This is a genomic window from Pseudooceanicola aestuariicola (assembly GCF_045763785.1).
In the GTDB taxonomy this organism is placed as follows: Bacteria; Pseudomonadota; Alphaproteobacteria; order Rhodobacterales; family Rhodobacteraceae; genus Pseudooceanicola.
On record NZ_JBJGSF010000002.1, the window covers coordinates 504,043 to 517,847 of the forward strand.

The 13,805-nt window shown below is 60.2% G+C and carries 14 protein-coding genes; 5 read left to right on the forward strand and 9 right to left on the reverse strand.

The genetic code is table 11. The annotated features are described in order from the left end of the window. Positions 1 to 146 precede the first annotated feature (146 nt). From pnp to ACI3GR_RS10395, 5 genes are all read left to right on the forward strand, one after another. A complete protein-coding gene (gene pnp, locus ACI3GR_RS10375; protein WP_407494289.1) occupies positions 147 to 2,279 on the forward strand; it encodes a polyribonucleotide nucleotidyltransferase in 2,133 nt (710 codons plus the stop codon). A 195-nt stretch (positions 2,280 to 2,474) separates the two neighbouring features. After that, a complete protein-coding gene (locus tag ACI3GR_RS10380) occupies positions 2,475 to 3,254 on the forward strand; it encodes a hypothetical protein (protein ID WP_407494290.1) in 780 nt (259 codons plus the stop codon). A gap of 86 nt (positions 3,255 to 3,340) precedes the next feature. Beyond that, positions 3,341 to 4,117, forward strand: a complete 777-nt coding sequence (locus ACI3GR_RS10385) for an outer membrane protein (protein ID WP_407494292.1) — start codon at positions 3,341 to 3,343, stop codon at positions 4,115 to 4,117. A 117-nt stretch (positions 4,118 to 4,234) separates the two neighbouring features. Then, positions 4,235 to 4,945, forward strand: a complete 711-nt coding sequence (locus ACI3GR_RS10390; RefSeq protein ID WP_407494293.1) for a glycosyltransferase family 25 protein — start codon at positions 4,235 to 4,237, stop codon at positions 4,943 to 4,945. Between the two features lie 5 nt (positions 4,946 to 4,950). Next, the gene (locus ACI3GR_RS10395) at positions 4,951 to 5,784 is read left to right on the forward strand and encodes an alpha-1,2-fucosyltransferase (protein ID WP_407494294.1); all 834 of its coding nucleotides are present in this window, start codon (positions 4,951 to 4,953) and stop codon (positions 5,782 to 5,784) included. Here the strand turns inward: ACI3GR_RS10395 and ACI3GR_RS10400 are convergent, their stop codons facing one another. The 9 genes from ACI3GR_RS10400 to ACI3GR_RS10440 are packed head-to-tail and all read right to left on the reverse strand — an operon-like array spanning position 5,785 to position 13,768. Beyond that, positions 5,785 to 6,189, reverse strand: coding sequence for a PaaI family thioesterase (locus ACI3GR_RS10400; protein WP_407494295.1), 405 nt, complete (start codon positions 6,187 to 6,189; stop codon positions 5,785 to 5,787). It abuts the gene before it with no gap. 12 nt (positions 6,190 to 6,201) lie between these two features. Next, positions 6,202 to 7,236: a phosphotransferase family protein gene (locus ACI3GR_RS10405; protein ID WP_407494296.1), complete on the reverse strand. Its 1,035-nt coding sequence runs from the start codon at positions 7,234 to 7,236 to the stop codon at positions 6,202 to 6,204. A 12-nt stretch (positions 7,237 to 7,248) separates the two neighbouring features. Further along, entirely contained in the window at positions 7,249 to 7,914 is a 666-nt protein-coding gene (locus ACI3GR_RS10410) for a histidine phosphatase family protein (RefSeq protein WP_407494298.1), read from the reverse strand. A 60-nt stretch (positions 7,915 to 7,974) separates the two neighbouring features. After that, positions 7,975 to 9,177 carry an acetyl-CoA C-acyltransferase gene (locus tag ACI3GR_RS10415; RefSeq protein WP_407494300.1) on the reverse strand — a complete coding sequence of 401 codons (1,203 nt, stop codon included), beginning with the start codon at positions 9,175 to 9,177 and terminating at the stop codon, positions 7,975 to 7,977. A gap of 21 nt (positions 9,178 to 9,198) precedes the next feature. After that, a complete protein-coding gene (locus ACI3GR_RS10420) occupies positions 9,199 to 10,125 on the reverse strand; it encodes an SDR family NAD(P)-dependent oxidoreductase (protein WP_407494302.1) in 927 nt (308 codons plus the stop codon). Further along, the gene (locus tag ACI3GR_RS10425) at positions 10,126 to 10,590 is read right to left on the reverse strand and encodes a MaoC family dehydratase (RefSeq protein WP_407494304.1); all 465 of its coding nucleotides are present in this window, start codon (positions 10,588 to 10,590) and stop codon (positions 10,126 to 10,128) included. A gap of 2 nt (positions 10,591 to 10,592) precedes the next feature. Next, a complete protein-coding gene (locus ACI3GR_RS10430) occupies positions 10,593 to 11,426 on the reverse strand; it encodes an SDR family oxidoreductase (RefSeq protein ID WP_407494306.1) in 834 nt (277 codons plus the stop codon). Then, positions 11,426 to 12,550 carry an acyl-CoA dehydrogenase family protein gene (locus ACI3GR_RS10435; RefSeq protein WP_407494308.1) on the reverse strand — a complete coding sequence of 375 codons (1,125 nt, stop codon included), beginning with the start codon at positions 12,548 to 12,550 and terminating at the stop codon, positions 11,426 to 11,428. The genes ACI3GR_RS10430 and ACI3GR_RS10435 overlap by 1 nt, the downstream gene beginning before the upstream one ends. Before the next feature lie 12 nt (positions 12,551 to 12,562). Continuing rightward, a complete protein-coding gene (locus ACI3GR_RS10440; RefSeq protein ID WP_407494310.1) occupies positions 12,563 to 13,768 on the reverse strand; it encodes an acyl-CoA dehydrogenase family protein in 1,206 nt (401 codons plus the stop codon). Positions 13,769 to 13,805 lie beyond the last annotated feature (37 nt).

The window sequence follows — 13,805 nt, forward strand, 5'->3', positions numbered from 1 at the left end:
GCGCGTTTCCTGTATCCGCGCCGCATCTGAGACGTGACGCCCCGGCCCCCGGCGTCGTGCAAAGGATTGGGGGCGGCGGCAATGGGGCCGCCATTCAAACGGGAGACCCGGCAGGGGCCGGGAGTGCTCCCATACAGGAAACGATGATGTTCAACGTAACGACGAAAACGATGGAGTGGGGCGATGAAACCCTCACTCTGGAAACGGGCAAGGTTGCCCGTCAGGCAGATGGTACCGTGATCGCGACGCTGGGGGAAACCAGCGTGATGGCGAACGTGACCTTCGCCAAACAACCGAAGCCGGGTCAGGATTTCTTCCCGCTGACGGTTCACTACCAAGAGAAATACTATGCCGCCGGTAAAGTGCCGGGTGGCTTCTTTAAGCGCGAAGCGCGTCCGACCGAGAAAGAAACGCTGACCGCGCGTCTGATCGACCGTCCGATCCGCCCGCTGTTCGTGCCGGGTTTCAAAAACGAAGTTCTGGTGATGTGCACCGTTCTGTCCCACGATCTGGTCAACGATCCGGACATCGTGGCGATGATCGCCGCCTCTGCCGCCCTGACGATTTCCGGCGCGCCCTTCATGGGTCCGATCGCCGGTGCACGCGTCGGCTTTGTCGATGGTGAGTATGTGCTGAACCCGTCCGTGGACGACATGCACGACCTGCGCAACAACCCCGAGCAGCGGCTCGACCTGGTTGTGGCGGGCACCAAAGACGCCGTGATGATGGTGGAATCCGAAGCTTACGAGCTGACGGAATCGGAAATGCTGGGCGCCGTGAACTTTGCGCACGAGCAGATTCAGCCGGTCATCGACCTGATCATTTCGCTGGCCGAAGACGCCGCGAAAGAGCCCTTCGACTACACGCCGCCGGATTACTCGGACCTCTACGAGGCCGTCAAAGCCGCTGGCGAAGACAAGATGAAGGCCGCGTATGCCATCACGGACAAGCAAGAGCGCGTTGCCGCTGTTGCCGCCGCGAAGGAAGAGATCAAGGCAGCGCTGAGCGAAGAGCAGCTTGAAGATGCGAACCTCGGGTCCGCGCTGAAAAAGCTGGAATCGACCGTGCTGCGCAGCACCGTCGTGAAAGAAGGCAAGCGGATCGACGGTCGTGCCCTGGATCAGGTGCGTGCGATCGAGGTCGAAACCGGCCTTCTGCCGCGGACCCACGGTTCGGCCCTGTTCACCCGTGGTGAAACGCAGGGTCTGGTTGTGACCACGCTGGGGACCGGCGATGACGAACAGTTCATCGACGCGCTGCACGGCAACTTCAAATCCAACTTCCTGCTGCACTACAACTTCCCTCCGTATTCGGTTGGCGAAGTTGGCCGCGTTGGTTCGCCCGGCCGTCGTGAAATCGGTCACGGCAAGCTGGCATGGCGCGCGCTGCAGGCGGTTCTGCCGGCTGCGACCGACTTCCCCTACACGATCCGTATCGTGTCGGAGATCACGGAATCCAACGGCTCGTCCTCGATGGCGTCGGTCTGTGGTGGATCGCTGTCCATGATGGACGCAGGCGTTCCGCTGAAGGCAGCTGTTGCCGGTGTGGCCATGGGTCTGGTTCTGGAAGACGACGGTGAGTTCGCGATCCTGACCGACATTCTGGGTGACGAAGATCACCTGGGCGACATGGACTTTAAAGTGGCCGGTACCGAAGCAGGTATCACGTCGCTGCAGATGGACATCAAAGTCGCAGGCATCACGCCCGAAATCATGGAAAAGGCACTGGCCCAAGCGAAAGCTGGCCGGATGCACATCCTGGGTGAGATGAACAAGACCGTGTCCGGCGTTGGCGAATTCTCGGCCCACGCGCCGCGGATCGAAACGATGCAGGTTCCGACCGACAAGATCCGTGAAGTCATCGGGTCTGGCGGTAAGGTCATCCGCGAAATCGTCGAGGTTTCGGGAGCCAAGGTCGACATCAACGACGACGGCATCATCAAGATCGCGTCGCCGAATGCCGAAGCCATTCAGAAGGCTTATGACATGATCCATTCGATCGTGGCAGAGCCGGAAGAAGGTCACATCTACAAAGGTACGGTCGTAAAGATCGTAGACTTTGGTGCCTTCGTGAACTTCTTTGGCAAGCGCGACGGTCTGGTGCACGTGTCCCAGATCGAGAATCGCCGCCTGAACCATCCTTCGGACGTTCTGAAAGAAGGTCAGGAAGTTTTCGTGAAGCTTCTGGGCTTTGACGATCGCGGTAAGGTGCGTCTGGCCATGAAGATGGTCGACCAAGAGACCGGCGAAGAGATGACAAAAGAAGACGCGGCTGAATAAGCTGCTGATCTTCTGAGAGAATTAAGCCCCCTCGGCGTCGAGGGGGCTTTTTTTGTTTGCTTGCGGCGTATTGGTCCGCGAGTCCCGGCAAAACCTTATACCTTACTAAAATTATCAGAAAATATCTCTGACCTACGTCAAGGAATTCACATTCAAAAAGCAGCATGATTAACGGGTAACGACATGGAGCCTGTTATGAAAAATCAAACGCTGCTTACAAAACTCCGGGGCGGTGCCTCGGTCCTCGTTCTTGCCGCTGCGGCCACTGTCGCCCTGCCGATGGTTTTCCCAGATCTCACCGGTTCGGTTGCCTACGCTCAGGATGGCAATGGAAACGGCAACGGCGACGGAAGTGGTCAGGGTGCCGGAGGGGCCAATGGTCAGGGCTCCGGAGGGAGCGGGGGGCACAGCGATGGCCACGACCACGATACCGACGCTGGAGATTCCGATGAGGGCGATTCCGATGGTCGGGGGCCGGAATATGGCCAGCCGTCGGGTGACGCCGGTGGGAAACCGGATTGGGCCCAAGAGGGCATCCCGGAGGTTGAACTGGGTCGCCTGAACGTTGCGCGATCACCGGCGCACGTGTTGAACCAAGCGCTGGAAGAGGCACTGTCGACCTTCACGCCTGCCATGCTGGATTTCTACAACCTGTCCCTGGAGGACGCGATCAGCGCGCTAAGAAACGATTGGGACAATCTGACCCTTTACGATTCTCCGTTGCAGAACCTTGCCTTGCTGGACGCAGCGCTAAGCGGCACGAACTCTTTGTCGACCTACGGTGTGATCAACGATCTGGGGACGCTTGCGTCGATCTATCTGGGGCTGGCATCTGACAAGACCGTCACGATTTCGGACGATACAGCCGAGGCGGTGTCGATCATCCTAGGTCACGACCTGACGGACGCGCAGATTGACGCGCTCGCGGCCTCTGCCGAGGCGGTGCGGTTGGCCGCGTTGGATGGGCACGGTTAATACACATATTAAAAACATAATATATCGGGGCTGACAGGAGTCAGCCCCTTTTGCATCTTGCAGATGTATTGCTGGAGACAACGCATATGAAACGAATGGGTGAATTGATTTTTTCGGCAGTTTTGGCTGTCGGAGTCATCTTGTCCGGTCAGGTGCAGGCCGACTCTTTATCGGGTCTCAGCCTGAAGGACCCTTACCTCAGACTGTCGGTCGGCGGAGGTAAGTCGAGCTATTCCAAGGGTATGTGGCATTCGCCGGGGCCGGGGGATCCTGATGTCTATTTTAACCTCAACGGCAAAAAGCCGTTTGTCGGGACAGTTGCGATCGGTGCCACGATGGCGCCGGGTCTGCGCGGTGAACTGGCGCTGACGGGTACAGGACGGCAAAGCGTGACGGGGACATGGTCCTACACGGTCCCGACCGTGCCCGGGCCCCACGCGGATATCACAAGCGCCAGCGTCAGATCGACCGCGCTGATGGCGAACGCGATTTACGCCCCTATGGAAGCGACCCAACCCGAGGCGCGTATCCAGCCTTTCCTGCTGGGCGGTATCGGTATCGCAGCGAATTCGGTTGGTGACTGGACGCGGACGAATGCCGCCGCAGTCCGTCCGGTTCGTACGTTCGAGGGGCGTACATCCTACAGCTTCGCCTGGACTGCGGGTGTCGGTGTTTCGGTGAATGTCAGCAAAACAGCCGCCAAGCCGATCTATCTGGAAAGCATGCTGCAATACATCGACTTTGGCACAGCACGGGGCGGGTCCACGCCGTTGCCGGGGATGGGCACGTCGACCCCGATCACGCCGTTTCAGTTCAAACATTCGGCAGCGGTGCTAAGCGTAGGTCTGCGGATACCGTTTTGACGGTGCGGCATTGGGTTTAGTCAGAAAGCCCCGGTCATATGGCCGGGGCTTTTTGCGATGCGACTCACGAAGTTCAAAGTGCTGGATTTTATGGCCTAACGCCCATACCAACGCCCTATGTTGACCAGCTACATCATCCACATGGCGACCAGCGAAGCGCGCAAGCCTTTGGTGGACGCATTGTGTCAGGCCCTTCCGAACCCACAGATATTGGATGCGGTCGTAGGGCGTGATTTGGATGCCGGTGAACTTGCTGAACTATACTCAGGCAGTTTGTACCAACCGAAGTATCCGTTCGATCTGTCGTTGGGTGAAATCGGTTGTTTTCTGTCGCATAGAAAAGCGTGGCAGCGGATCGTGGACAGCGGTGACAAGGCGGGCTTGATCGTCGAAGACGACATCGTTCTGGGCGACGGATTTCAGGCGTCATTGGACCTGTCGCGGGACCACATTGATGAAAATCGCCTGATCCGCTTTCCATTGCGCGATAAGGAAGAGGTGCAGGATTTGGTCGCCTCTTCCGGTTCGATACAGTTGTTTCGGCCAAAGGTGATTGGTCTGACCACCGGGTTGCAGATCGTGGGTCGCGATGCAGCGGCACGGCTGTTGTCCATGACGGCGCAGATTGATCGACCGGTCGACAGTTTCCTCCAGATGCGGTGGCTGACAGGTATCGACACCTTGACGATAGCGCCTGCGCCGGTTGCCAGTGCTGCGACCGCCAAAGGCTCTAGCACGATCCAGAGCCATCAATCCGTTTGGGCTGAAATCAAACGAAGCTGGCACCGTGCACGTTATCGCGCGGCTGTTAAGCGACTGTCAGGATAAGTGAAATGATCTATACGCGGTTTCACGGGCGTACGGGCAATCAGATGTTCCAATACGCGGCTGGTCGGGCGTTGGCGTTGGAGCTTGGGACCGATGTGGTGCTGGATGACCGTCTGGCGATCGCAAAGGGTGAGAGGTCTTTGACCCGGATCTGGGATTTGCCGACAGTCGAGGCCCCGATGCCGCCGTCGAAACACGACCGGCCCGTGGCCTACACCCTATGGCGGCATTTCGGACGCAATCCGACCTACGTTCGCGAAAAGGGGTTGGGCTTTAACGCAGGGTTCTTTGACCTGCCCGACGACAGCTATCTGCACGGCTACTGGCAGTCGGAAAAATACTTTGGACGCCATTCGGCGCAGATCCGTCAGGATTTCGCCTTGCCCGCCCCGACGGGCCGGAATGCTGAGCTGGCCGATCAGATCGCGCAGGCACCGTCTGTGTCGCTGCATGTGCGGCGGGGCGACTACGTGGGCAATGCGACGCATGGGATTTGCGATCAGGCCTATTACGACCGCGCGCTGCAGGCTTTGCTGCCGCAATTGTCGGATGCGCCGGTGATCTACGTCTTCTCGGACGAGCCTGACTGGGCGCGCGACAACCTGATCCTGCCGGGACAGAAGGTCGTCATCGATCACAACGGGGAAGACGCGGATTTCGAAGACATGCGGCTGATGTCGCTGTGCGATCACAACATCCTTGCCAACAGTTCTTTCAGCTGGTGGGGGGCGTGGTTGAACGCCAACCCGGATAAGATCGTTGTGGGTCCGAAAACGTGGTTTTCGAACCCCAAGCTTAGCAATCCCGATATCCTGCCGCAGGATTGGCTGCGGGTCTGATTACTTGCCCCGCCGCCGGAAAACGCCCGTCGCGCGTGCAGCGATGTTTTCCAATTCGTCCTTGACCACGGCCTCGGCAAAGAATGTCTTTGCCCCACCACCAGTGACCCGGCCTTCGGCTATCAGCAGGTCGCCTTTCATGGGGCCGACGAAGTTCACGTTCAGGTTCAGCGTCATCGCCAGTTCGCGGTTGTCCGGGTCGCCCGTATAACAGCCGCAATAGCCCATGACCGTATCGGCCATCACGCTGTGAATGCCGCCGTGCAGGATGCCATAGCGGTTCATCAGAAACGGCTCTAGCGGTAGCTCAAAACGGGCGAAGCCTTCGCTCCATTGCGTCAGCTTGAAGCCGAGGTGCGATTGCAGCGGGTAGGGGTCTTCGACCAGCCGGGGGTCTATTCTCATGTCGTTCATCAATTATACCGTTTTGGCCGCTTTCAGCCCGGCTTCGGCGAAACGGGGCACTGCGGCGCCCATCTGTTTGGCCCGTTCCGGGTTCGAGGCGTTGCCATCCAGCGCGCGTTTGTAGACGCCTTGGATGATGCCCGCCATGCGGAAGAAGGTGAAGGCGAGGTAGAAGCCGAACTTGTCGATGCCCGGAATGCCTGCGCGTTTGCAGTAACTTTCCAGGAATTCTTCGTCGGTCATCAGGCCCTCGGCCTTACGGTCGATCCCGGCAAGGCCACGGCTGTTGGCATCGCCCGGCATGGACCATTGCATGATCACAGCGGCGACGTCGGCATAGGGGTGGCCTGTGGTCGACAGTTCCCAATCCAGAACGGCGGCGACGCGGGGGCGGTCCTTTTCGAACAGCATGTTGTCGATGCGGTAATCGCCGTGTGCCAGCGTGCGCAGACCGTCGTCTTCGGGGATGTTGTTATTGAGCCATTCGATCAGCTCATCCATCGCGGGGATCGTGTCGGTTTCAGACGCGCGGTATTGCTTGGTCCAGCGGCCGATCTGACGTTCGTAATAGTTGCCCGCGGGGCCGTAATCATCCAGCCCGGTGGCCTGCAGATCGACGCCGTGAATGGCGGCAAGGACGCGGGACATTTCATCGTGGATGGCCCACCGATCGTCCTTGGGCAGCTCTGGCAGGGACGGCAGGTTGAAGTGGCGGCCGTCGACTTCGTCCATGACGTAGAACATCGAGCCGATGACATCGTCGTCTTCGCACAGCACGTGCACCTTGGTGACGGGTACATCAGTGTCAAACAGCGCCTTTTGCACGCGGAATTCGCGATCCACGGCATGTGCGGATTTCAGCAGAACCCCCGGCGGCTTGCGACGCAGGACGTAGTTATGTTTGGGCGTGATCAGGCGGAACGTGGGGTTCGACTGGCCGACATTGAATTTCTCGGCCGTGATGGGGCCTTCGAACCCCGGCAGATTTTCAGTCAGCCATTTTTCCACGGCGGCGGTGTCCAGTTTGGTTGGATCCTGTTTGGTCATCGTTACCCCTCCTCAAGCGTAAGTCAGAAGGCGGTCCGCATTGGCCGCCGTGATGTGCGGGGTTTCATTGAACCCGTGGAAATAGGTGGATCGCGGCGTGAACACGAAACGGTTCACGGCGGTGTTTTTCATCTGTAGCTGCATCTTGGTCTGGTGCACGCCGGGGGTTTCCAGCAGGGCCGAAATGGCCTGGGAAATCGCGCCACCCGAGGACACGGCAAAGACCGTTTCGACCCCGTCGCGCATCAGCGCGCGGCACGCGGTGTCGACACGGTTGGTGAACTGGCCCCATGTTTCGGGCGGGTTCGGGATCTCATCCCGCTGCCATTCGGCGACGGTGGTGCGCAGGGTGCGAAAGTGACTTTTGTGATCGGTCATCATGCCTTCGGGTGCGTCACCCGCCGCGTATTTCGCCTTTAGCAATTCGCCAAAGTCATATTCGTCCAGCCCGGGGTGTTCTTCGGGCGGCAAGTCGATGCCCAGCCCCTTCTGAATGCCAGCCAGCGTTTCCTTCTGACGGCGCAGGGTGCCGTGGGCGACCAGATCCGGCGTGATGTTCTGAGTGGCGAACCACTGGCCCAAGGCTTCGGCCTGTTCATGGCCGATGGGCGACAGCACGTCGTAATCGTCGGCCCCGAAAGAGGCTTGGCCGTGGCGGATTAAATAGAGTGTGGGCATTTAGGTGTTGGGGACCTTTGGGTGGGCTGGCCCCGGAGAGGCTCTGGGACCAGCGGTATTTTACAGAACTTCGAACAGGCCAGCGGCGCCCATGCCGCCGCCGACACACATGGTGCAGACAACGTATTTTGCGCCACGGCGTTTGCCTTCGATCAGCGCGTGGCCGACCATGCGGGCGCCGGACATGCCGTAGGGGTGACCGATGGAAATCGCGCCGCCGTTGACGTTCAGGATTTCGTCCGGGATGCCCAGAACGCGCTGCGATTGCAGAACCTGCGAGGCGAAGGCTTCGTTCAGTTCCCACAGGCCGATGTCATCCATCTTGAGCCCATGCGCTTCGAGCAGCTTCGGCACGGCGTAGATCGGGCCGATGCCCATTTCTTCCGGCCCAAGACCTGCGGCCATCACGCCAACGTAGCGGCCCAGAGGCTGCAGGCCGCGCTTTTCGGCTTCTTTCGCTTCCATGATAACAGAGGCAGAGGCGCCGTCGGACAGCTGGGATGCGTTACCGGCGGTGATGTATTTGCCTTCTTTGATCTGCTGGCCGTCTTTGAACACGGGGGCCAAGGACTGCAGGTTTTCCAGCGTGGTGGACGGACGGTTGCCTTCGTCTTTTTCCAGCGTGACCTCTTTGAACGAAACCTCTTTGGTTTCCTTGTCCATCACGCCCATGGTGGTGGTCAGCGGCACGATTTCGTCGTCGAACTTGCCGGCCTGCTGGGCGGCAGCCGTGCGCTGTTGCGAGCGCAGGGCATATTCGTCCTGATCTTCACGCGACACGTTATAGCGTTCGGCCACGATCTCTGCCGTTTCCAGCATGGTCATATAAAGCTCGGGCTTGTTTTCGTGGATCCACGGATCACGGGCACGGTCGGTGCGCATGTTCTGGTTCTGAACCAGCGAGATGGATTCCACACCGCCGCCGATGCAGATGTCCATGCCATCGTGGATGACCTGTTTGGCCGCAGTGGCGATGGCCATCATGCCGGACGCGCACTGGCGGTCCATCGACATGCCGGCGATGGTCACGGGCAGACCTGCGCGGATCACGGCCTGACGACCGATGTTGCCCCCGGTCGAACCCTGCTGAAGCGCTGCGCCGACAAGGCAATCGCTGATTTCGGACCCGTCGAGGCCCGCGCGGTCAACCGCGTGCTTCACGGCATGACCAATCAGTTCCTGCGCTTGGGTGTTGTTGAAGGCGCCGCGAAAGGCTTTGCCGATCGGGGTCCGGGCTGTTGAGACGATAACTGCGTCACGCATGATAGTTCCTCCCTATGAACTTTACGATTTGGGTAGTTCGATGCCGCGCTTTTCAGCCGCCATCGCTGCGTATTTGCGGGTTTGGGCGAAGGCACCGGGCATGATCTGCTGGTTGTCTTCGCTGCGGATGTCGTCCATCCGCGCCATGATGGTGTCGGGGTCCAACTCATCATCGCCAAAGGCTACGCCTTCGGTTTCGTAGATGCGGCATTCGGCAAAGCAGCCGCCGCCCGCGCCAAGGATCATGCGGTTGGGCGCGTCTTCGTGCACCAGCGTCAACATGCCGGGGGTGATGGTTTCGGGGCGCAGCAGGTCCAGAATCTGTTCCGGCAGTAGACCTTCGGTCATCCGGGTGGCGGCTGTGGGGGCCAGGATGTTGGCCTTGATGTTGTATTTCTGACCTTCCTGCACCAGCACGTTCATCAGACCGACCATGGCGGACTTGGCCGCGCCATAGTTCGACTGACCGAAGTTGCCGTAAAGGCCCGAGGCCGAGGTTGTGTAGACGATGCGACCGTATTCGTTTTCGCGGAAGTGATCCCACAGCGCCTTGGTCGGCACGACGGACCCCATCAGGTGCACGTCGACCACCTTGCGGAAGTCGTCCAGTTCCATCTTGGTGAAGGTCTTGTCGCGCAGGATACCAGCGTTGCAGACAAGGATGTCGACCTTGCCCCATTTGGCGATGGCCTGATCGACCATGTCTTTGACCTGCGCCTCGTCCGTGACGTTGGCGCCGTGGGCCATGGCTTCGCCGCCCATCGCCTCGATCTCTTTCACGACAGCCTGCGCCTGTTCGCTGGACGATCCGGTGCCGTCCGTAGCGACACCCAGATCGTTGACCACGACCTTGGCGCCCAGTTTGGCAAGGCCAATCGCGTGGCTGCGGCCCAGACCCACGCCTGCGCCGGTGACGATGGCCACGCGGCCGTCAAAACGAATGCTCATTTATTCTCCTCCGAAATATCTGCGCCCCAGCCACTCGGCGACGAGGGCGGGTTTGTCTTTGCCTTCGATCTCGACCGTGACGGTGGTCGTGGTCTGAACCTCACCGGGCCGGATTTCTTCGAACTTCGACAGAACGAACCGGCCGCGGATCTTGGACCCGACCGGCACAGGCGACACAAAGCGCATTTTGTTCATGCCGTAGTTCACGCCCATGGTGACGCCTTCCATCGACGGCATCTGGTAAACCATGGCGGACAGCATCGACATGGTCAGAAAACCGTGGGCGATCGTGGTGCCAAAGGGCGTTTCCGCCGCCTTTTCCGGGTCGACGTGGATGTACTGCCAGTCTTCGGTGCAGTCGGCAAAGGTGTTGATCCGCTCTTGCGTGATCTCGAACCAGTCGGACACGCCGATTTCCTGGCCCACCATGGCTTCGAATTCTTCGCGGGTGACGGTTTTGCTCATCCTCAATCCTCTTTTGCTGATGCGGCTTTGGCGGCGACGGCAGCGTTCAGCCCGCCTGCCACCGGAATGGTGTGGCCCGAGATGTAGGCCCCGGCGCGCGAGCAGAGGTACAGCACCACGCCCGCGATATCTTCGGGCGTGCCGACGCGTCCCAGCGGGATATTCTTGCCCGCCTTTTCGCGCTGTTCTTCGGTCCCGATGGCGAAGGCCATCATCTTGGACATGAAGGGGCCGGGGGCCATGGCGTTGACGGTGATGTACTGCGGGGCCAGTTCCGACGACATCAGCGTCGTCATGTGGTGCACCGCGCCCTTGGACACGCCATAGCTATAGGCTGTGCCGCCCCGCGGCTGGATGCCGACGATCGATCCGGTATTCAGAACGCGGGCCGGGTCTTCGGGGGTGGCGGCCTTGCGCAGCAGGGGCAGCAATTTCTGCGTGAGGTAGAACATGCCCGTGACGTTGACGTCCAGCACACGGGACCATGCGTCGTAGGGGAATTCCTCCATCGACGGCGCGCCCCACGTTTTGCCCGCGTTGTTCAGCAGGATGGGCAAGGCGTCGGTGCGCGCTTCGACCTCTTTCACCAGCGCGTGCACGCCGTCTTCGCTGCCGACGTCGCCGGCAAATCCCACGGCTTTACCGGATAGGCCCATGCCGTTCAGATGCTCTGCCGCGCCTTCGCAGGACGCAGCTTTGCGCGACGCGATCATCACGTCGCATCCCGCGCCCATCAGCGCCTCGGCCGCCATAAGGCCGATGCCCGAGGCGCCGCCGGTGACCAGTGCCGTCTTGCCTGTCAGGTCAAAGAGCTTTGATGCCAGAAGATCCGACATCAGAAGCCCCGGGCCTTGGCGACCCGTGCGGCGTGATAGCCATAGTCACCCAGCCATTCGGCCCCGACGCGCGCGCGCTTCATGAAAAAGCCCATGTCGTATTCGTCGGTCATGCCGATGCCGCCGTGCATCTGAACACCTTCGCTGACGGCCAGTTTCGCGGTTTGCGTGGCCCGGGCCTTGGCGATGGAAACAGCGACGTCGGCGTTTTCAGGATCTTCGTCCATGATCCGGCCCGCGTTGGCGATGGCCGATGCTGTAATCTCGATCTCGGCGAACAGGTGGGCGGCGCGGTGTTGCAGCGCTTGGAACGACCCGATGGTGCGACCAAACTGTTTGCGTTCCTTCAGGTAACCGGTGGTCATGCCGAAGGCGCCGGCGCTGACGCCCAGCAGTTCGGCGGACAACGCAGCTTGGCCCGCGTTCAACGCGGTGGCAAGCGCGGCCATGCCGCCGTCCACTTCGCCCACCACGTCGTCGCCGGTAGCATCGACACTGTCGAAGTCCATCTGTGCGTGGTCGCGTTCATCGACCGTATGCTTGGCCGTCCGGGTCAGGCCCGCGCGGTCGGCGTCGATATCAAACAGGGTCAGACCCTCGGCCTCACCCGCCGTGCCACCAGTGCGGGCCAGAACCAGCACACGGTTGGCCGCGCCGCCATCGGCGACAAAGACCTTACGGCCAGACAGTTTGAACGCGTTGCCCGATTTCTGGGCCTGCATCGCGGTGCGCAGGGGGGCGTGTTTCGGGCCTTCGTCCAGCGCCAGCGCATAGATCGAGGTGCCATCGGCGATCCCAGCCAGCCGATCATTGGCGGCGGACTTTAACGCCGTCGCGGCCATCACTGCGGTCGAGATAAAGGGCGAGGCGGCAAGGACCTCTCCCATCTCTTCCGCCAGAATACCGGCGGCGCGGTGGCCCATGTCGGACCCGCCCGCATCTTCGGGCATCAGAACCCCGGTCCAGCCCATCTGGGCCATTTCTTTCCACAGACCCGGATCATAGGTCCGGCCCGCGTTGCGATTGGCGCGGAAGGCCGTGATCGGAGAGCTTTCCTGCAGAAACCCGCGCGCGGCGTCGCGCAGCATGACTTCATCCTCGGTCGGGACAAGCGAAGCAACCATAGTGATATTCCTTTACGAAGACGGCAGTTCGAGAACGCGTTTGGACAGGATGTCGAGCATCACTTCGCTCGTCCCGCCTTCGATCGAGTTCGCCTTGGTGCGCAGCCATTCCGGGGCCAGAGAGCCGTGGTCCCCATCCCATTCCGTGCCTTCCGATCCGGTGATCGACATCAGCAGTTCATAGCGCCGCTTGTTCAGTTCCGTGCCGGAATACTTCAACATGGCCGAAGCATGGCCAACGCCACCCTGCTTCGCCATATCCTTATAGCGTTCCATCGTCATACCCATGGCGAGCGTGTCGACTTCAAGCTCCATCGTTTCGGCGCGGATGACCGGATCGTCCATGATGTGTTCATCGAGCGTGTCGATGAACGCCCCCAAAGATCGACCGCCAAGAATGCCGCTGGCAGCACCAGATCCACCACCGCCAATCATTTCACGTTCGTGGGTCAACAGGTGTTTCGCCACGTCCCAGCCGCGATTCAAGTCGCCGACGATGCGGGAATTGCCCTGTTCATCCGTCTTGGGAACGGTGACGTCATCAAAGAAGGTCTCGCAGAAAGGGGAAGAGCCCGAGATCAGCTTGATCGGTTTGGTGCTGACGCCCTCGGCTTCCATATCGATCAGCATGAAGCTGATGCCCTTGTGTTTCGGGGCCTCGCGGTCGGTGCGGACGAGGGCGAAGATCCAGTCGGCCTTATCGGCGTAGGAGGTCCAGATTTTCTGCCCGTTGACGACCCAGTGGTCGCCTTTGTCTTCGGCGCGGGTCTGAACTGACGCAAGGTCACTGCCTGCGCCGGGTTCGGAATAGCCCTGACACCAGCGAATCCGTCCGTTGGTGATGTCGGGCAGATACTTCAGTTTCTGTTCATGCGTGCCGAATTCCAGCAGCGCAGGCCCAAGCATCCAAAGGCCAAAGCTTTCCAAGGGCGACGGCGCCTTGGCCTTGGCCATTTCTTCGCGGAACACCTTTTCCTGAGCCCGAGTCAGCCCCGCGCCACCGTATTCGGTGGGCCATCTTGGGGCGGTCAAACCGACCTCGGCCGCGTTTTCCATCCAGATTCGCTGCTCATCACACGAGAAGGTGAAGCGTTTCCCGCCCCAGCAGATCGTCCGCTCGTTCGCGGGCATATCCTTCAGTTTTTGCGGGCATTTTTCGGCAATAAAGCCTGCGACCTCGGACCTGAATTGGTCCAGGTCGTTCGAAAACGACGACATATCCGCTCCTCCCAGATGCGTGATGTTTTGCATTGCA

Coding starts and splice junctions, on each gene's coding strand:
- ACI3GR_RS10425 (WP_407494304.1), bottom strand. CDS start 10,590: ATGAGCAAAACCGTCACCCGCGAAGAATTCGAAGCCATGGTGGGCCAG.
- ACI3GR_RS10390 (WP_407494293.1), top strand. CDS start 4,235: ATGTTGACCAGCTACATCATCCACATGGCGACCAGCGAAGCGCGCAAG.
- ACI3GR_RS10430 (WP_407494306.1), bottom strand. CDS start 11,426: ATGTCGGATCTTCTGGCATCAAAGCTCTTTGACCTGACAGGCAAGACG.
- ACI3GR_RS10395 (WP_407494294.1), top strand. CDS start 4,951: ATGATCTATACGCGGTTTCACGGGCGTACGGGCAATCAGATGTTCCAA.
- ACI3GR_RS10405 (WP_407494296.1), bottom strand. CDS start 7,236: ATGACCAAACAGGATCCAACCAAACTGGACACCGCCGCCGTGGAAAAA.
- ACI3GR_RS10440 (WP_407494310.1), bottom strand. CDS start 13,768: ATGTCGTCGTTTTCGAACGACCTGGACCAATTCAGGTCCGAGGTCGCA.
- ACI3GR_RS10420 (WP_407494302.1), bottom strand. CDS start 10,125: ATGAGCATTCGTTTTGACGGCCGCGTGGCCATCGTCACCGGCGCAGGC.
- ACI3GR_RS10415 (WP_407494300.1), bottom strand. CDS start 9,177: ATGCGTGACGCAGTTATCGTCTCAACAGCCCGGACCCCGATCGGCAAA.
- ACI3GR_RS10410 (WP_407494298.1), bottom strand. CDS start 7,914: ATGCCCACACTCTATTTAATCCGCCACGGCCAAGCCTCTTTCGGGGCC.
- ACI3GR_RS10380 (WP_407494290.1), top strand. CDS start 2,475: ATGAAAAATCAAACGCTGCTTACAAAACTCCGGGGCGGTGCCTCGGTC.
- ACI3GR_RS10385 (WP_407494292.1), top strand. CDS start 3,341: ATGAAACGAATGGGTGAATTGATTTTTTCGGCAGTTTTGGCTGTCGGA.
- ACI3GR_RS10435 (WP_407494308.1), bottom strand. CDS start 12,550: ATGGTTGCTTCGCTTGTCCCGACCGAGGATGAAGTCATGCTGCGCGAC.
- pnp (WP_407494289.1), top strand. CDS start 147: ATGTTCAACGTAACGACGAAAACGATGGAGTGGGGCGATGAAACCCTC.
- ACI3GR_RS10400 (WP_407494295.1), bottom strand. CDS start 6,189: ATGAGAATAGACCCCCGGCTGGTCGAAGACCCCTACCCGCTGCAATCG.